General features: G+C 54.0%; 14 protein-coding genes and 1 tRNA gene. 10 read left to right on the top strand and 5 right to left on the bottom strand.

Annotated features, from left to right (window positions below):
- The first annotated feature begins 55 nt into the window (after window positions 1-55).
- Together SH573x_RS25480 and SH573x_RS25485 are read left to right on the top strand one after the other, a co-directional pair.
- Window positions 56-1,867 (top strand): hypothetical protein, encoded by a 1,812-nt coding sequence (locus SH573x_RS25480; protein ID WP_479350868.1) that lies wholly within the window; start codon window positions 56-58, stop codon window positions 1,865-1,867.
- Between the two features lie 22 nt (window positions 1,868-1,889).
- Window positions 1,890-3,104, top strand: a complete 1,215-nt coding sequence (locus SH573x_RS25485; protein ID WP_479350869.1) for a hypothetical protein — start codon at window positions 1,890-1,892, stop codon at window positions 3,102-3,104.
- A gap of 18 nt (window positions 3,105-3,122) precedes the next feature.
- Here the strand turns inward: SH573x_RS25485 and SH573x_RS25490 are convergent, their stop codons facing one another.
- The 3 genes from SH573x_RS25490 to SH573x_RS25500 all read right to left on the bottom strand — a co-directional run bounded on the left by SH573x_RS25490 (window position 3,123) and on the right by SH573x_RS25500 (window position 7,969).
- The gene (locus tag SH573x_RS25490; protein WP_479350870.1) at window positions 3,123-4,970 is read right to left on the bottom strand and encodes a c-type cytochrome; all 1,848 of its coding nucleotides are present in this window, start codon (window positions 4,968-4,970) and stop codon (window positions 3,123-3,125) included.
- Complete coding sequence (locus SH573x_RS25495; protein WP_479350871.1) at window positions 4,942-6,411, bottom strand: c-type cytochrome; 1,470 nt, start codon at window positions 6,409-6,411, stop codon at window positions 4,942-4,944. Before SH573x_RS25495 ends, SH573x_RS25490 begins: the two co-directional genes overlap by 29 nt.
- Window positions 6,412-6,628: 217 nt before the next feature.
- Window positions 6,629-7,969, bottom strand: coding sequence for a reverse transcriptase family protein (locus SH573x_RS25500; protein ID WP_479350872.1), 1,341 nt, complete (start codon window positions 7,967-7,969; stop codon window positions 6,629-6,631).
- Between the two features lie 37 nt (window positions 7,970-8,006).
- Between SH573x_RS25500 and SH573x_RS25505 the strand changes: the two genes are divergently transcribed.
- From SH573x_RS25505 to SH573x_RS25520, 4 genes are all read left to right on the top strand, one after another.
- Window positions 8,007-8,225: a hypothetical protein gene (locus SH573x_RS25505; protein ID WP_479350873.1), complete on the top strand. Its 219-nt coding sequence runs from the start codon at window positions 8,007-8,009 to the stop codon at window positions 8,223-8,225.
- Between the two features lie 433 nt (window positions 8,226-8,658).
- A complete protein-coding gene (locus tag SH573x_RS25510) occupies window positions 8,659-10,398 on the top strand; it encodes a PspA/IM30 family protein (protein WP_479350874.1) in 1,740 nt (579 codons plus the stop codon).
- 21 nt (window positions 10,399-10,419) lie between these two features.
- The gene (locus SH573x_RS25515; protein ID WP_479350875.1) at window positions 10,420-11,238 is read left to right on the top strand and encodes a PhnD/SsuA/transferrin family substrate-binding protein; all 819 of its coding nucleotides are present in this window, start codon (window positions 10,420-10,422) and stop codon (window positions 11,236-11,238) included.
- A gap of 130 nt (window positions 11,239-11,368) precedes the next feature.
- Window positions 11,369-12,595, top strand: coding sequence for a PQQ-binding-like beta-propeller repeat protein (locus SH573x_RS25520; protein ID WP_479350876.1), 1,227 nt, complete (start codon window positions 11,369-11,371; stop codon window positions 12,593-12,595).
- Between the two features lie 107 nt (window positions 12,596-12,702).
- Here SH573x_RS25520 and nth read toward each other — a convergent pair whose 3' ends face one another.
- Window positions 12,703-13,353 carry an endonuclease III gene (gene nth / locus SH573x_RS25525; protein ID WP_479350877.1) on the bottom strand — a complete coding sequence of 217 codons (651 nt, stop codon included), beginning with the start codon at window positions 13,351-13,353 and terminating at the stop codon, window positions 12,703-12,705.
- Between the two features lie 133 nt (window positions 13,354-13,486).
- Here nth and SH573x_RS25530 point away from each other — a divergent pair, with 133 nt between their 5' ends.
- Window positions 13,487-14,950, top strand: a complete 1,464-nt coding sequence (locus SH573x_RS25530; protein WP_479350878.1) for a Gfo/Idh/MocA family protein — start codon at window positions 13,487-13,489, stop codon at window positions 14,948-14,950.
- Window positions 14,951-15,043: 93 nt separating this feature from the next.
- Here the strand turns inward: SH573x_RS25530 and SH573x_RS25535 are convergent, their stop codons facing one another.
- Window positions 15,044-15,988, bottom strand: coding sequence for a hypothetical protein (locus tag SH573x_RS25535; protein WP_479350879.1), 945 nt, complete (start codon window positions 15,986-15,988; stop codon window positions 15,044-15,046).
- 393 nt (window positions 15,989-16,381) lie between these two features.
- On the opposite strand from SH573x_RS25535, the gene SH573x_RS25540 reads away from it, so the two are divergent.
- The 3 genes from SH573x_RS25540 to SH573x_RS25550 all read left to right on the top strand — a co-directional run bounded on the left by SH573x_RS25540 (window position 16,382) and on the right by SH573x_RS25550 (window position 18,431).
- Complete coding sequence (locus SH573x_RS25540; protein WP_479350880.1) at window positions 16,382-16,933, top strand: hypothetical protein; 552 nt, start codon at window positions 16,382-16,384, stop codon at window positions 16,931-16,933.
- 199 nt (window positions 16,934-17,132) lie between these two features.
- Window positions 17,133-17,216: transfer RNA gene (locus SH573x_RS25545), tRNA-Leu, on the top strand.
- Window positions 17,217-17,732: 516 nt separating this feature from the next.
- Complete coding sequence (locus SH573x_RS25550; RefSeq protein ID WP_479350881.1) at window positions 17,733-18,431, top strand: sugar-binding protein; 699 nt, start codon at window positions 17,733-17,735, stop codon at window positions 18,429-18,431.
- Window positions 18,432-18,837 lie beyond the last annotated feature (406 nt).

The raw sequence follows: 18,837 nt of genomic DNA on the forward strand, positions 1-18,837 counted from the left end.
CGAGTGCCTGGCCGAACAGTAGCCGGGCGAAACTACCCATTACAGAGCATCCAACATGATTGCGTTGAATAGGACCTGGCAAACTTTGTTAGCAGCAGTTTTGGTAGGTGGCATCGCGATGGCAGACGAGCTCGAGCAGCGGGCACTCCGGGTGCTCCAAGCCAGTTGCGGTCATTGCCATTCCGCCGGTCAGGAAATGCACGGCGACGTGGAAAACATTTTAAGCGTCACCTACCTGCGAGACGCCGGCTTGGTCGACTTGAATGAACCACTGAAGTCACGTGTACTCGTGCGTATGAAAGATGCCGCTAACCCAATGCCCCCGGTCGACGCACCCCGAGATCAGGTACGCCGACCGTCAGTAGCCGACATCCAGGTAGTTACCGAGTGGCTAGTGGAACTCAGCCGTCAAACGAAAGAAGAACTGACATCTACAGATGTTGAACGAACGGATAACTCGCCTGGTTCTCCGCGGTCACGTGAAGCGGACCTACAAAAGTCGATTCGGGCCTTTCTGAATCAACAACCGGCAGCGGCTCAACGCAACTTTCGATTCTTGAGCTTTGCCAACATCGTTGAATTGCGATCCAGCGATTCGATGTTTGCGAATCAATTGCGTTCTTCACCGACCAGTATCATTGAAGCTGCCGCTGCCAAGGCCATTAATAGTTTGCACTGGTCGCCAGGAATCGTGCACTTGATGCGGGTCGACCAGAGCCATGCAGTACTGGCTATTCCGCTCAATCAACTGCGAGATCGCCAGGACCACTCCTGGTCCAACACTCAGTGGGACTTGATCACCAGCGATTATCCCTACGCTCTAAAGTTGTCTGACAATCGTGACCATTTGGAAATCGTGCGGATGACCGGCTCGTCCATACCGATCATCCGCGGTGATTGGTTCTTGGCCAATGCATTGCGTCCGCCACTTTATCACCAGTTGCTGCAACTACCGGAAAATGTAGTTGAGTTGGAAGAGTTCTTAGATGTGAAAGTTGAGAGCAATATACTGACAGGCCAGGCACTGAGAATAGGTTTTATCAAGAGTGGTGTCAGCAAGCGTGCGAACCGCTTGGCAGAACGTCATAATTCTCGCTTCGGGTATTACTGGAGGTCATACGATTTTCTCTCAGGCAATAATCGCGGCAATATTGTCGAGTATCCGACGGGACCAGAATTCACAGCGAATCCCTTCAACGCGACGGCCTTCAAGCACGATGGCGGAGAATGCATTTTCTCGTTGCCCAATGGAATGCAAGGTTACTTTCTAACCAATGCAGTTGGAACTCGAATCGATGCGGGGCCCGCGGAGTTGGTCAGTGATGATTCGCGCGCCTCGGGTTCGCCTCTGATAGTCAACGGACTATCTTGCATCGCTTGCCATGCTCAAGGCATCTATCCCCTCCCGCCGGACGACGTTCAACGACAAACACCTGTGGCTGGCCAGGTCCTTGATTTTGTGAAATCCCTGCACCTGGATGATGCTGCCCAGGCCGCAGCACAACTGGACGATCGCAAAAGATTCAGCACCGCCATGCACAAGGCAATTGAACCCTTCTTGAGCCATCAAGATCAATCCAGTTTTGACGTTCAGACGTTTCCAGAACCTGTCCGGCTGATTGCCAGTCATCATCTGAACTCAAATTTGCATCTGGCTGATGTCGCGGCTGAATTGTCGCTCTCCAGCCAACAACTCCAACTGCGAATACAAAACGATCCAGAGTTGCAACGTCTGGGGCTCCTGCCGTTGATTCAAAATCGGCCCATCAAACGCGATGACTGGGAGAACACTTCTGAGGGAAGTAGCAAATTCCAGTTGGTGGCTCGACGACTGGGCCTGGGTACACCCTTAATTGTTATCGAGTAATGGAAGATAGGTAGAGACAAAAATGAACAAAGTTAGCAAACGTGAATTTCTGAAAGCAGCTCTGATGTCCACTGTCGCGGCAGGCCTGCTGGACCCGCTGCGAGCGATGGCCGACACCGACAAGGCATCGCAAGAGTTGATCGACGCTGTGCAGTCGCTGCGATTGCAGGTCGACAAGGTCTTCGCCCAAGATCGATTGAAAAAAGAGATTGAGTTGGGCATGTTTACACCGCGTGAGAACGAAGTTGAGCTAGCCGCTTACGGTCGGAGAATTGGGGAACAAGTAAGAACGGAACTTAAGAGCAGTGGCTATACGATCAAAAGCCGCGCCGCCCTGCGCGTCTTTGGACAATTTGATGTCGATCTGAACACAGGCATAATTACGATCGATCTATCCGTAACATTAAAGACGGGCCAAGAGCTGAAGAGCATTTCCGTCAAACGCCTATTGCACACGGAAACTCAAGTCGAGAGCCCCAAAGAATTTGTCCTGGTCGCATCGCCTTCGATGCCAGTCGCACTCAATGAAGGCTTCCAGAAGGTCGTACAAGAAGTGCAGAAAGTCAAGCAGATCGAAGCCGTCCAGCCTGATATTGCACCCTTGCAGTTTGATCGGGATAGCGTTTTTCTAAATGGTGGCGGACTGCGATTGAAGCTGGTCGCGGTTGATCCGGAGCAAGACCCCCATGATGAAAACTTTGTGATCTCCACCATTGTTCCGTCCAAACCCATCGATGGCGGAGTGCCCCTCTATCGTCTCGGTCAATCGCAACACTTTGCAATCGAACTGCAGCATCAACGTCAAGATGTTCACCTGCTGACCGAAGTTTTCGTAGACGGCGTATCGTCCTTTGCCCTGGATGATGAATTGCTCAAGCAGGATGGCAAACTACGCACTCGCTACACTCATTGGGCTGTTCCCAAGCACAAACGGGTGCTGATTCCAGGCTGGTACAAGAACTTGAACACAGTTTGTCCATTTCAGGCGGTGCCAGATGAAGATAGCGTCGCCCATCGACTTGGACAATCCAATGGTCTGGGAACGATCCAAGTGTTGTACTACGCGGCCTGGACCGACTTGGAAGCTCCCTTGGTCAGTAGTCAATTCAAAGACCTGACAACTGCCACGCGCGGTGTGGGCGCTGGCCGAGATGTCCCGGTACGACTAGTAGAAGGCAAACTAAACCTGGGCATCATGCTGGGCAGTATGTCGCTACGCTATGAGATCGACGGCTAAAAGTTGTTGACCACTAACTCACAGCGTTTGCAGATACACAATTAAGTCGGCGATCTGCTGAGGGGTGAGCGTGTCGATTAAACCTTTGGGCATCGGCGATTGGTCGAGTTGCTTGGTGGCTTCGACATCGTCGCTGCTCAGCTGGATCACTTGGCCATCTTGTTGACGCAGGATGAGGTGTTCATCGTTCTCTTCGACGACAAAACCGCTGAGCGATTGACCGTCTACAGTCAGGACCGAGGTGGGTTCGTAGCCCTTGGCAAACTTAGCCGAGGGATTGATGATGCTCTCGAAGATGGCCTGGCGATCTTGCTGCCCAGCCAACCCGGCCAGGCTGGGTGCACGTCGCAGCGGTGTTTCGCCTTGGGCATGGCATGTAATGCAAGTCTTGCTGGCAAATAACTCCTTACCGGCTGCAGCGTTGCCAGTGGCCGCAAAGACTTGCGCCATGGCTTCCTCTGGTTTCAAATTCTGATAGGCATTGGCCGGAATCGGGGCGGCCAACGACGCTGCATCGGCAGTTGAGGCACTGGCCATAAACTCGGCGATCATGCGCAGACGCTTTTCGCCCAACCCAGCCATGGGCGGCATGGCCGAAAACTGCGTGCGCTTTCTGCCTGGCTTCATCGCCCAGCTCACAATTTCCTCTGGCTTGTTGGCATACAGAGCCAGAATCTCCGTCGAAGTTGGGGCAGAGGTTGCTTTGTCCGGCAGGTGGCAACTGGCGCAGACAGTTCGAAACAACTCCTTGCCATCAGCCTCGGCGCCCAAGCCTGACTGACGGCGCAGATTGGCCAGGTACACCTTGGCTTCGAACTCATCGGTCTTGATCTTCACCTGCTCGATGTGATCAGCCAAAGCCACTTCGCGATACATTTGTCGCCCGGTACCCATCGAATAAGCAATCAACTGGAACACAAAAAAGATCGGCACCCACAGTTTGCCAACTTGCTCGTCGCTTGCAACCGTTTCTTTCCATAAAGCTGCCACGAGGATGACGGCCAAACATGTACCTACCATAAAGATGGTCACGACGGTAATGTCCAAGCCAATTCGCGGCATGACCAAGAGCGTTAACGGTCCAACCAGAAATTGCGCGAGCGTGACATACAGGGCAATGCGATAGAAATGCCGACGCAGCTGACCTTTACTGAATCCGGGCGGTAGCTTGCGAATCACTCGTGCGCTACGCGTTAACCAAATGCACAGGAACAGCGAGGTCACCGCCAGGCACGCAGCCATAAAGTGCAGATAGCGAAAATACACATTGCCATTGCCGACCTTTAACGACGACCAGAATCCTTGAACGTCGTACCAATGCTCTGGAAACTGCATCAAGTTGACGTTGGCCAGAAAGATCCATGGTATTGCCAAGAACAGCAGCGTCGAAACCAATCCAACTCCCAAATGCAATTGTTTCTTAGCCCCCTCATTCCACTTCGACCAGGTGTACTTGTGGATATAGGTGGTAACGAAGGCCAAGGTAACCAGCGGAATGATCAGAATCCAAGCATGACCGGTTAGCGCATTGGAAGTATAGAACTGTAAGGTGTAGGCCAGGCTGATCACTAACAACGGCCCTACGCCTAACACCACCGCCATGCTCTTATTGACCGTCACGGTATCGGCGATGCGCTGCGCCAGGTAATCATACTTGCGATCGCGCAGTCCGATCCATTCGTAAATCAGGCTTAGCACTGAACCGCCGACCATCAGGTTGACGAACACGATGTGCAACAAAAACAGCGGCACCAAGAGCGTCTTAAGAGTGACTTCGCTCAGCGGCAAAGGCAGCGGCAGATCGCGAGGCACCGCGGCCTGCGCCAGGCAGTGCCAACTATTGGCTAACTGGTTGAGGAACAACATATTTGCTCTCCGCCGCAGCCATGATGGGACTGGTGGGCTCTCTGGTGGGCTGGGGCTGGTAGGACTGGTTGGGGGCAACACCCGTAGACTGCGCACCGGGCAGTGACTGGCGACTCTGTTGCAACTGGCACAGGTAAGCCGTCAGCGCCTGACGTTCAACTTCGTTGCCTGGGAATGGTGGCATGTAAGGACGCGTCATGTGCATGCTGCTGAGAAAGTTATCGATCTGCTTTACATCCCAGGGATCACGACCATACAGTTTTTCAAACTTGCCGATCACGCCGCTGATACCGTTAGTCGTATGACAACGCGTGCAGGTCAGCAGAAAGACATGCTGACCAGCTTGGATTCGATTGGAATCGTTGATGGGGCCAATATTGTTATAGGCGGAGTGCGTGAGGATGCCCTCGTGCTGAAATAGGGCCAGTTGATCAACGCGTACACCGTTGGAGTACATGTAGCCAGCGATGATGTATGGTTTGCGAATGAACTCGCGCACGCGTTCAAAGTGTCCCAACAAACCAATAGCAAGCAGGAAGGTAATAACCAGTCCCCAACTCGGGATGGCTTGAGGTTTGACCCTACCCAGCCAGGCAATCGCTACCATGATCGCCAACACACTAGCCGCGACAATCAAGAACTGCGATTGCCAGGCTGCGAACTGCTGAGTCAACAATCCAACAGATAGATTGGCGGCCACTTCTCCAGGCACTCGCGTCCAATACCAGTATGCCGCCAACATACAGAGCGGCGTAAAGGCTAGCGTCCAGCCAGCTGTAAAGCGCACGGCTGGCGCACGGACTTCGTCATCTCGGCGTACCAGCAGCGCGATCAAGAACCAAACATACAAACCCGCGGTTGCCAAGGAGAAGCAGGTACGGAATGCCAACTGCGGCACATAGAGTGGATTCATGGTCGCGCTCAGCCACGAGCTATCCGTGGACCAAGCCCCCGGGGACATCATGAATCCTAAAATGGCCACAATTACGGCCATCGTGATCCATGAAAACAGACTCAAAGTCAGCCCTAGTACAAAATGCCGAGTCTTGTACCGCCCTCGCCAACGATCCCAAGTTAAATAATAAGCCAGAATCAGGGCTACTTCGACGACAAAGATCGTCCACTCGAAGAGCCAGTTCCAGAAGAAGACTCGCAGTAGACTACCAATACCAAATGGCGAGACCAGTGCGCTCGAGAGCCAAATGCCGACGCCCGAGAGCGCCCCGAAACTCGACGTTATCAAGAAGGTCACAAAAGTGATGCGCTTGGCCAGTTGATCCCAGCGCCGATCTTGGGTGCGCATACCCTTCCATTCCAAAGCGCAGATCAGCGGGTAAGCGCCGACGGCCATCGGATGATTGATCACCACATGCACGATGGCAATAATCGCAATCAACAGGCGATTGCCCATGCCATCCAAGTGGAAGACTGGCGTATCCATGAATTTTTCAGACAATCAGAGTTGTAAATGTGGCATAGGCTTCCAGCCTGTGTAGCACAGCCTTCCAGCCTGTGTGTGGCATAGGCTTCCAGCCTGTGTAGCGTAGCCTTCCAGCCAGAATCCGACCAACTACTATCGATCCATTACAAGCACTCTGGTTACACAAAAAAGAGTCGTATTGTCGCACCAGCCCCAAAGGCGGCAACATGCCGCATGCTTACCATACGATGCGCGAGAAGATAGCTCGCAATTTTGCGCCGCGAGCTGAATTGATTTGTGCGTGCCAACCGATCAGTCCCAAGAGATGAGCCCGAAAGTCTGTATGCTGCTGGCGGTTCTGCGAAGCGGGGCCCAGAGATACGCAGTTGGTTAATGTAGCTTTCAAGTTGTCGTACTCTCGACGCCGAGTGTTCGGACGCTGATTGAGCACGACTCCAGCCGCGGACTGACGCACTGCTTGAGGCATGAGCCTGGTTTTGCGCGGCTGCACTCGGAAACCTTCATCCATCGCGATCGCCATGACGTTGGCAACAAATGAATTGGAACTGCGCGCCAGAGCGCGGCCGCCGGAGAACAGCAGATCATCCGCGTAGCGCGTGTAACTGTAGCCAACCGAGCAAGCCAGGCCGCTCAAACGCGCGTCCAGGCGCCAGGCAATCAGGTTCGCCAGCGCCGGTGAAGTCGGTGCACCTTGAGGAAGATGAGGCACGCGGTAAAGATTCTGCAAGGCGATGCGATCGACTGGATTCAACTGCTCCAAGTTTGGGAGCGCATTTAGTACGGTCGATGTGGTACACAGATCGGTAAGCAGTTTAATCACAGCGTAGGGATATCCCAAGCTACGAAACACCGCTGAGACGCGCGCAGCGGTGATGCTGGTAAAGAAGTTGGCCAGGTCCATGCGCAAGACAGTGGTCTGGCCTACATGAGGCTGTGCGAAGCTGACCACCGAGCGACCGCGTACGAATCCATGAGCCGCCGGATGGGCCGGGACAGCGCGTAGAATCTCGCGCAGGATATCTCGCTGGGCCAGTTTGAGTCGCCGCTTGGGCTGCTCCAAAATCCGCACACCTTTAGATTGTCGATTACGTTTGGCGATCACTTGGACTACGTAATGCTCGGCCCGCGATGCTGCTAGCCAGTCGATAACCGAATAGGGCAAACCAAACAGTTGAGAAGCGTGCGCGTAGGTCGGCAGTTCGGGTACAACCGCTGCCAGCCTGGGAACGCAAGCATCGCGCATGGTTGTCGTTTGCAGCATGTACTTTTCGCGCAGCCGCGCCAGTCGCTTCCACGAGATACCTTTCCTTGCATGACGCGCGGCACTCAGGAACTCGATCAAGCACGTGCGCGACGGCACGCGTGGCAACTGACGATGGATCGCGGCCGCCAGCTGTTGGTGCGCAGCCGTGTCACGTTTGGCGAATCGTTGAATGAATTTTGCGTGCGTCGCTTCTGTCCACTCGATGTCCAGTAGCGCTTCGGCCAACAATTTCAGGCGATTGGTGTTTGGCACGTCAATCGAGGTTTCTACGAAGTCAACAAACAAGTCAGCCAAAGGAAAGCGGCCACCAGATCAACGGAACTGGTTGGCGATGAGCATCTGTGCGCAGCGGCGCACCACCGCTCATCATGGAAATGCTGGCAATGCAATGCGTTTGGGTAACCCAAACGAGACTCGATCAGAGTTTTACCGAGGTATAACTCGATTTCGTCAACTTGATCTGGCAGCCGCCACGGGCAATTATAACCCACGTCGTATTGGTGCGTGGTGTACCGCGTATGTTCAGTTGGTCGGAAGCTACTTTGGATAGAGGGTTCCGTATTTAAAACGCTGAGACGCAGAGGATCGCAGAGAAGACAGGATTTTCTTTGCGTACTCCGCGGACTCTGCGTTTAAAAAAGAGATCTGTCCGCTCTGCACCCGGCAAGTTGCTTGTCTGTAAGGAGTGGGCCGTTGGTCGGAAGCTACTTTGGCTAGTGCGTTCCGTATTTAAAACGCTGAGACGCAGAGGATCGCAGAGAAGACAGGATTTTCTCTGCGTACTCCGCGGACTCTGCGTTTAAAAAAGGTTCTGTGCGTCCGCCCCCGGCAAGTCGCTTGTATGTACTGAATCGTCAGTGGGTCGGGAGTTGGAGGCTAGACACTGACTTTGCTTTGCTTTTCCCAATTTGCTACACTGCGTTACGGCGGGTAGGATCGCGGGGTTTTCTTTTCGCTCACTCTCTAACTTGATGGAGTGCACCATGCTGTGGCTGATGCGCGCATCGTTCTGTGCTTTTGTGTTGCTAGCATCGTCGGTTGCCTATGCTGATTCAACTGCATTTACACACAAACAAGCACGCTCCTTAGTTCCCGTGCTCGACGGACACAAGCTGCAACTAAATACCTTCTGCATGGGGCCGGATGAAAATTTGTGGCTATGCTGCAGCGGTCTTCCCACGGCACCAGGTAAGGGCTGCATACTCATTCTGCAACCCTCTGGGGAGTTTGTACGCCAGTTGGATCTCGACTTCGTACCGCAGGCCATCAACTTCACTCAGGATGGTTCGACCGCTTTTGTGGCCGGCTCGGGGATGGTGGCCAAGCTGAACGCCAAAGGCGAAGTGATCAAAGCCATAAAAGCGCCCAATCTGCTCGACGAAGAAGAGCTCAAGCAGAAGTTGCAAGCCGCTCAAGAGAAACAGCTCAAGCAATTCACCGAAGTCTACGATGAACAGATTGAACGCTTGACCAAGCAACTAGACAAACTGAACGAACAAATCAAAGCTGCCCAAAAGAAGGATGACGAGCGAGCGCTCAAACGTGCCCAGGCTCGCGTCAAAGTAGCGGAGCAACAACTTGAATCGATGAAAGAAGCTTCCAAGCAGGTCTCTGATTCCATTGGTCAGTCATTGGGTGGTGAAAACTTGCTCGATCGTGTCAAGCGAGCAACGGCAGTGGCCGTAACCAAAGAAGATGTATTCGTCACGCTGCCCAGCCTCGAAGGCTTTGGTTACGCACTATGGCGTATGAACTTCCAGCTTGAGGATGCCTGCTGTGTAAAAGAAAATCTAAGTGGTTGTTGTGGTCAGTTGGATATTCAAACCGATGGCACTGATATCCTGATCGCTGACAACACTGCCTTTCGTGTAACGCGCATCGATCGTGACGGCAAAGAGCTGTCGTATTTTGGCCAGCGCGGTAGCGGTGACTCCGGCAGCGGTTGGGGTAGTTGCTGCAATCCAATGAACATTCGCCTGGTTGGTGAAGAAGTCTTAGTCGGCGAATCGAGCATCGGCCACCTGAAGCGTTATACGAAAGATGGCCAGTATTTGGGCTTGGTCGGAACCGCTCGCATCGGCGGTGGCTGCAAGCATGTGGCTTTGGCGGTTGATGCCAAACGCAATTGGTACTTTATGATGAACCAAAATAGCAACAACATCGCCGTGTTGGTTCCCAAGGAAGAAATCACCGGCGAAACCGATGAAGAACGCCTCTCGCGCGAAGCTCGCGATGGGTTAGGCAAGAAACTGCTGGGAGCATGGGAGTACACGACCAGCGACCAGTCAGCCGGCGCAGATCCCAATACTCAATCGCTCGAGTCGTACATTACCCAGCAGTATCGCTATCTTCACTTTCACTCCAATGGCGAATTGTCAACGACTCGAGTTCAAAAACCTAAGGCAGATTCATCCAGCAACGCCATCGGTGGACTGCTAGAGAGCGTTGTTCAAGCCGTATCTAGTCCTGCCACCGTGATATCAGGCGAGCAGAATGCCACCTGGGAAGCCATTCGCCAGGACAAGGGCCAACTACAGTTTGTGGCCTTGTCAGCCGGTGTGCGTGGCTTTGGTGGTACGGTTAGTTTTGTGGATGCAGAGACGATCACCATACAGTGGTTTTATGATTCGCCCGAATCACCCTACGGTGGCCCGCTAACCTACAAGCGCGTCGCCGGCCAATGCTGTGCAGACGGGGCCGAATGTGAAAAGTGCAAGCAGTAACTTATTAACTGTGAGGCCATCATGCATCGCCAATTGTGCGCCCTGCTGCTCGTTTTGTCTGGTTGTTTAACTGTCAAAGCAGATGAGTCACCCCTGATAATGGTGGTTACCGATCCGCTTTCTGCTCGAAATGCATGCGACTGCGTTTCGGGTTATGCACAGCGCGATTATGAACAACTGGCCAATCACTTGCAGAAAGCAGTCGGCCGCAAAGTGGAAGCCGTTTATGCGGAATCATTTCCGGTTGCCTTGAAAGAAAAAACTGCCGGTCGCGTAGACATCGTCATCGGCAAAGACTCCGTCATTCGTTACCACGCCAAAGCTCTCAAGTTGCCGCATTTGGAACCGGTCGCATCGCTTACCGATTCCAAAGGCAAGACGACCATGACCGGGTTGTTCGTGGTTAAAGGACAAAGCCAGGCGGCCAGTCTGTTAGATGTCGACGGTTATCGCGTCTTCTTCGGACCAGAAGCCTGCGACGAGAAGTGGGCCGCCCCCAAAGCTACGCTCAAGAAATTGGAGATCCCGACTGACGACTCGTCCAAGTCGTGTGATACCTGTTCGATCGCTGCCAAGGAACTCGATGCGCTACCGACTGATACGCAGACTGTGGCCGTTATCTCCAGTTATGCCATTCCGCTACTAGAGGGCTGTGGCACGATTAAGAAAGGAGCCTTGCGCGTGATTGGCCAGACGGATGAAGTCCCCTTCATCACCTGCTTTGTCAGTCGACTGCTACCCGAAGGCGAACAAGCGGCGATTCGCGATGCTCTGCTGGATACGAAGCAGCCTGAATTGCTAAAGGCGCTTGAATCCAAGAGCGGCTTCGTCGCCAACTAAACCGCGGGCGTTAGCCCCGGTTCCTGTAACATGTAACGCAACCGCGGCTAACGCCGTCGGCTTAGTAACGCAACCGCGGCTAATGCCGTCGGCTTAGGTCAATGATCAAGGCAAGCCGCTCCGCTCCAATATGCTCCAACAAAACCTTCGGTTTATTCTCGTCAGCCTCTTAGCCACTTTGGTCTGCAGTTCAGCCCATGCGCAATCGACCTGGCCGCGGTTTCGTGGCGAGCAGTCCGATGGCCATGTAGCTGCTTTCCCCGACAAGCCGCTCACGCCGCGCATGTTGTGGCAAGTACCGTTACCAACTCAAGGTGTTGGAGGCGTGGCGGCCACCGATGATTTTGTCATCGTTTCCAGCCGCAGCGAAGATGACAAGCAGGATGTCTTTGTGTGCCTGGAACCGACCTCAGGCGGCGAGCTATGGCGCATTGCATATCCAGCTCCCGGAGCACTCGACTACGGCAACTCGCCTCGCGCCACGCCCCTGATCGCCGATCCGCATGTTTATCTGCTGGGTGCCATGGGCGACCTGGCTTGCGCGGACATTGATAGCGGCGAAATCAGATGGCACAAACATCTAGTGAATGATCTTGGTGGAGCATTGCCGACTTGGGGTTACGGCTGGTCGCCACTGCTGACCGACGACAAATTGATTGTCATGCCCGGTGGTCCGACTGCTTCGATTGCGGCTCTCAATCCAGACTCCGGCGAAGTCATCTGGAATTCGCCCGGTCAGCCAACTGCCTACTCTTCGCCGGTCATGGGCAACTGGAACGGGCAACGTCAGATCGTCACCTACGACAAAGCCACGCTGGGTGGATGGGATTTGACTACCGGGCGGCGTTTGTGGAGTATCCGTCCGCCTAAACCCAACGACTTCAACGTGCCCACCCCGATCGTCTTACCAGACTCGTTGCTGGTCGTAACAGAAAACAATGGTCTGCGTCAGTATGCGATCGATCAAACGTCGGGATTGCCCAATCCAGAACCAGTTGCCCAAGTCAATCAAGTAACTCCCGATTCGCATACACCGGTTGTAGTAGAGCGGTTGGTGATTTCAGCTGATCGAGAACTAGTGGCGATGGATCTCGACAAACAATTGGCCATTGCTTGGCGCGTCAAAGATCGTGCTTTGCGCGGACATAATAGTTTGATTGTCGGCGGCGATCAGGTATTGATCATCACTCAAGGCGGTGAACTGTTGCTGGTCCAGGTCCAGGCTGCTGGTGGCTCGATCATTGCGCGCCACAAGTTTGGCGACGATGCACGCTACTTGCTGGCCCACCCGGCCTTGGTCGGCGACGTGCTGTATCTGCGGGCCGAAACCAGTTTGCAAGCCTGGGCGTTGTGGTGAGTTGTAGCGGAAGCCGTCAAGGCTTTCGACACGTTACATACTGCAGACCGAAATGCTTGACGCATTCCGCTACGTTGACCGAAATGCTTGACGCATTCCGCTACGGGTCATTTGCGCGTTTCAACTGCTTTGCGACGTTTAGGATAGAGCGTCTGGCACAATGGGCAGACGGTACCATTGCAAGCGCGTGCGGTGCAGTGTTCACGGCCGTAGTAGATGATTTGCAAGTGCAGTCGATTCCAACTGCTTTCGGGAAACAGGCGCTTCAGATCACGTTCAGTTTGCTCTACGTTCTTGCCGTTGGTCAGTCCCCAACGTTGGGCCAGGCGATGGATGTGGGTGTCGACGGGGAAGGCGGGTTGGCCGAAGGCCTGGCACATGACGACGCTGGCCGTCTTGTGGCCCACACCTGGCAATTCTTCTAATTTTTCGATATCCGCCGGGACCTGGCCGCCATACTGCTGCACCAAAATTTCCGATAGTCCGCGAATAGCTTTGGCCTTTCTCGGAGCCAGGCCCAGCGGCTTGATGATAGCCAGAATCTCCGCCTCGCTCTTAAGGCTCATCGCATGGGGATTATCAGCCAGTTGCCATAACGCGGGCGTCACCCGGTTGACCATCTTGTCGGTGCATTGGGCGCTTAGCAGCACAGCGATTAGCAGCGTATAGGAGTCGCGATGTTCCAGCGGAATTGGTGGATCCGGGTAGAGTTCATTCAGCCGCTGTAGGATCGCGGCGGCGCGCTCTTTCTTGTTCATCAACCACTGTCCTACTGGGGCGGGGTTTGGTTCAAGGAATTGCCAACATTGCCGCTGGCATCGTAGTATACTATTTCCTCTGTTCTAACAACCCTTTCCTCAATTCCCACCACTCTGTTATTTGAGGCGACCTATGAGCCAAGAATCCCGTCGTAGTTTTCTCAGACGTTCGATGATGGCAACTGCTTCGGCCTACGCCGCATCCCAAGTTGCACTGCGTACCGAACTGACCGCCGTTGCTCAAGAAAAGTCGGGCGATGCCATGCGTTGCGCGGTGATCGGTGCTGGTGGTCGTGGTGGCAGCCATATCAGTGCGATGCTGGGTCGAACCGATGTCATAATTAGTCATATCTGTGACGTCGACGAAAAGAAAGGCGGTCAACGTTGCCAGGAGATCGGCAAGGCGCAAGGCATCACGCCGACCTTGGTACCCGATATGCGCAAGTTGCTCGACGACAAGACGATCAACTTTGTAACCATCGCTACGCCGAATCATTGGCATGCACTGGCAGCCATCTATGCAGTTCAATCTGGCAAAGATGTCTATGTCGAAAAACCGGTCAGCCATAACGTGCAGGAAGGTCGCCGGCTGGTACAGTTTGCGCGCAAGCACAACAAGATCGTGCAGACGGGAACGCAAAGTCGATCGAATCCCGGCATGCGCGAAGCCATGGCGTTTATTCACTCCGGCGGCATCGGCGAGGTCAAGATCGCTCGCGGTTTGTGTTACAAGCGCCGCAAGTCGATTGGCCCGCGCGGTGAGTATCCGGTACCACCGGGCATCGACTACGATCTGTGGCTGGGCCCAGCGCCCAAGAAACCCCTGACACGTCCCAACTTCCACTATGATTGGCACTGGCAATGGGACTATGGTAACGGTGACTTGGGCAATCAAGGTATCCATCAAATGGACCTATGCCGCTGGGCATTGAACAAGAATCAACTGGCCGACAGTGTGATCAGCTACGGCGGACGCTTCGGCTATGAAGATGCTGGCGAAACCGCCAACACACAAATTGTGCAGTTCGACTTTGGCGATCAGCAATTGATTTTCGAAGTTCGCGGCCTGGAGACCGAGCCGTACAAGGGTGCCAATGTCGGTATCATTGTCGAAGGCACTAAAGGTTACTTGGTTATGGGGTCATACGAAAGCGGCGTAGCGTTCGATGCCGACGGCAACGAGCTTCAGAAGTTCAGCGGAGGTGGTGACAAGCACCACTACAATAACTTTATGGAAGCGGTCCAATCGCGCGATTACAAAAAGCTGAACGCCGATATCGAAGAGGGTCACCTGTCCAGCGCTTTATGCCATCTGGGCAACATCTCCCTGCGATTGGGCAAACAAGTTGCAGGAGCGGACGTGCCAGCGGCCCTCAAAGAGCACAAAGGCCACGAAGACATGGTCGCTACGTTTCAACGCACGGCTGACCACTTGAAGGCCAATGAGGTTGATCCACAAACAACCCTGTTCTCGTTGGGACCAAAGTTGGAGCTGGACGGCAAAGCCGAAATCTTCAAGGCATCGGCCGAAGCCAACGCCATGTTGACGCGTGAATACCGCGCCCCCTACCTGCTACCAAGTGAATCAGAAGTGTAAGCCGAGTGCAAAGTAGGACGGGTCTCCAGGCCCGTCCTATTCTTTTGGCGTGATTTCAAGCGTGGCGTAGCAACCGAGGCTAACGCCAGCGGTTTAGTTCAAGGCGAAAATCTTGAGCGCCTCGATGGTGCGGAGCATGTCTTCGCGGCTAATCTCGCTCCACTGGCCGGCGCGGTGCCGAATGATGGCCAGTTTATATTGTTCGAGGGCATCGGCCACGTCTACCGGCAAGGTAGGCAATGAAGCGAAAGGACTTATGCCGGGTTCGCTGGCGACTATGTCTTCCAACACTTCTTCATCGCTATCCGAGTCGACTGTACCGACTGCACCGCTCCCACCTTCTTCGTCACCGAAGTCGGGACCATCGTAGCGTGGACCCTCGGATATGTCCTGGCTATCGCGTTTGGATTCTTCGCCAGCCAGGTTCAGAGGTTCGGAGCTGGGTGAATAGTCTTCATCGATGGAACCGGCGACGATGTCGTCGCTGGCCGGCGCGTTGGCTGGGTCGCCACCACTGGCTTGCCACCGGGTTTGACGCATCTGCGAAACGCTCCAGCCGCTGTGCGCAGCACCTTCCAGCCACATCTCAGCATCGTCCCAATCGAGCGCCGCCAGAAAGTGCGTCCAGTAGAGCTTAGTATAGGTCTGATGGCTGGCTCCAAAGCGCTGGAATACACGTCGCAAGCGTCCGACATGCTGGCTGGTCACTCCACCAACTCGACGGCTCCAGGCTTCATCGCTGTATGCAGAAACCGGTGCGCCTTGAGTCTCCAACTCGCCGCGCCATGCGCAGATGATCGCACCCTTCTCCCAATTGGTCGTGCTGATTAGCACCGTCCAACGTTCAACAAACGGTTCCGATAATTCAACGCTGCGCGGATCGTCTAGTTGAGTAATGTCAGTTGCAGAAGATGAAACAGTAGCGGTGTCAGTGTCGGTTATAGAAGCTGTATCAACCACCTCGGTGTCGGCGTCAAAGTGAGCGGTGGACTGATCTTCGGCAACGGCGTCGATCGATCGGATCTGCTTGTTTCCCATGCTCGTTGGTTCTCCATTGTGTCTTGCGGGTGAGCCAGTGACGAGCATTAGCCTAGTGACTTTCTGACCACTGCAAAGCAAAAGCCCTCGTGACATGCACTTGGTGTTGCGCAGACAAGGGCTTAGCTAGCTTTGATCGTTCTTGAATGAATGTGGAAGAAATGTTGAGAATGCAAGCGTAGCCACCGTCGCCAGAAGGTGGATGGTCGCAAACGTACTCTATCCACCGCTTGGCAGCGGTGGCTACTGGAAACCAGACGAATTGGGTAATCTGTGCATGGAGGAATCAAACTTGGCAAGATTCAACGCTTGGCCAGTCGATGCTTTAGCGATAGGTCGCTATCCCCCAAAGCGGCATTGATGCCCTTCGACTTTCGCAAAGGATTGCCGGCAATGAAAGCGTTGCCCCACATCATACTCTCTGTGGCTACACTTGCTGTCGCCTGCGACTATGTTCAGGCTCAGGAGCCAAGTCATCTTCAAACAGCCAAGGTCGATCGTTGGCGTAACACTTTCTGGCCACTTCCGTTTCGCGCGGAAGACACAGTGGCTGTGACTCAAGTGTTCGACATCCAACGCAACAATGGCTGGCGACTGTTCAACACATTGGGCACGCCCATGTTTGACCCACAAACCAACCGCTTGACCGATGCGGGCAAAGCTCACATCAAATGGATCATGACCTACGCGCCGCAGAGTCGTCGCGTCATATTCGTACTCAAGGGTGACGATGCTGCACAGACAGCCTATCGCGTTGAATCGACCCAGCTAGCCATTTCGGAAATGGTACCCAGTGGCACTCTGCCACCGATTTACCTGACCGATGTCGAATCCAAGGGTTCGTCAGGCACTTACCAAACAGCCGTCTACCGCGCCATGGTCTCCACCGTGCCCGAACCTCGCTTGCCAGCCATGGCTGGCGGTGCCGGTTCCGGTGGTCCTTGAACCAGCTCAGGTCGGGTTAAACTCTGGACACATTGGGCACTGGCCGAGCCGCAGCTCTGCTAGTGCCTTTTTTCTGTTAGCCGATATTGAATTCAACGACGCAGCGACGTTCCAACAACAAAACCTGGCGCATCGCCTGAAACAATCTACGACACCCATTGACAGCCGGGGCTCGGTTTTGACAATATGCTGCACTGCCGCGGATGTGGCGGAATTGGCAGACGCGCTAGATTCAGGTTCTAGTGGCCGAAAGGTCGTGGAGGTTCAACTCCTCTCATCCGCACTGTTCTTAAGATCAATGAACACAAGGACTTGCAGTGACAATGTTGCTCAAGTCCGTGTTTCTTTTTGGTAGCCTGCCACTCCAGTTTTCTCAATCAGTGGCAAATCAGTAGCACCGCAAAATTCTCGTTGCTTCGGCGAAAACTTGCGCTGAAAACTGTTAGCGGATGATGGCTGCGAGATTGGAATTGTCCATGCATATCAAGCGGGACACGAATTCGCAACCATAGGTATTTCGTTCATGATCGATGTCTTAATGTCTTTCAGTTGCGTTTGAGAAAACTGCTGCTGGATTGGGATTCGAATTCGAATCGTCGACGTGTTATCCACGGCTGGTGCCCCGCAGGACGAACCGTTCCGTGTCAGTTTCGCAGTAACCCTGTGTCGCGCGGTGCCCCTGTGCCAGGTGAGGAACGGCAAAAAACTTGAGACAACCTGGAATACGACCTTTGCTATAATCTGTGACGAACCCTATTCGCGTGAACCCCTTATCTTTTCAGGAGCTAATGCAACCCCTATGTCTTTCTCCAAGAATCTCCGTACTGTCTTCGGTCTTTCCGCCCTTGCCGTCGCTTTGACCTCCAGCGCTCGTGCACAAGAGGCTGCCAAGAAGCCCGAAGCTCCTGTGGTAACTGCGGTTCACGGGACCCCAAAGATTGACGGCGATATCGACGATGCCTGGAAGGATGCGCCAGAAGTTGACGTCAAAAAGATCGTGAAATCGGAAACGTCCATTCGCGAGTCGGAGGCTGCCACCGCCAAAGTGAAGCTGATGTGGGACGCCGATAACTTGTACGCGTTGTTTCAAGTCAAGGATGCCAAGCTGTCTGCCAAAGCTGGTGAGGATCACGCGCAGGATTCGATTGAGCTGTTTGTCGATGAACTCAATCAGAAGGCTGGTGAGTACCAGCAAGATGATGTTCAGTATCGAGTCAACTACGAAGGAAAGCTCTCTGGCGCAGGTCCAGCATACTCCGAAAAGAATATCAAAGCCGTCGCCAAGAAGGTGGAAGGCGGATATCTGGTCGAAATGTCCGTCAAGCTTTCACATGCCAAGCGTGAAGCTGGCACCAAAATGGGACTCGAGCTGCAAGTCAACGATGATCCAGATATCGCAGCCAGAGGCGCCGTCACCAAGTGGAATCACAACGAAAACGACTCCTACCTGAGCACCTCCCAGTTCGGTACAGTGCTGCTGCAAGAGAAGGCCCAATAGCACCCGCGCCGCGTACTTGCCGTAGCCACCGCTGCCAAGCTGCCAAGCGGTGTCTCCACCGCATGGAGGAGCGGTGGCTTCGCCCTCGCAACGCATCCACCAAAGTCCGCGATAAGCCGAAAGTTCTATCAACGCTGAAAATTCTCTCTGGCTTTGCCAGTGAGCCGATCGCTTTCCGAAGCTTGATCATGCCGTCGATGATAGCCGCGATTCAATTTGCGAATGCCGTCGCGAGTGACGGTAGTATTTGGAGACCGTTGTCTCGAGCCATAGTACTTGCGACAGCTATGTTGCTTCCGCTCGCCTGGATTGGCGATCAACCTAGCGACCTAGCTGGATGCAAAGGTGCACCCGTGGAGGGTGACCGGAGCGAGTCAGCCAACCGCACAAACTGCACAGGTCACGC

It is taken from the genome of Rania fehmarnensis (assembly GCF_056494185.1).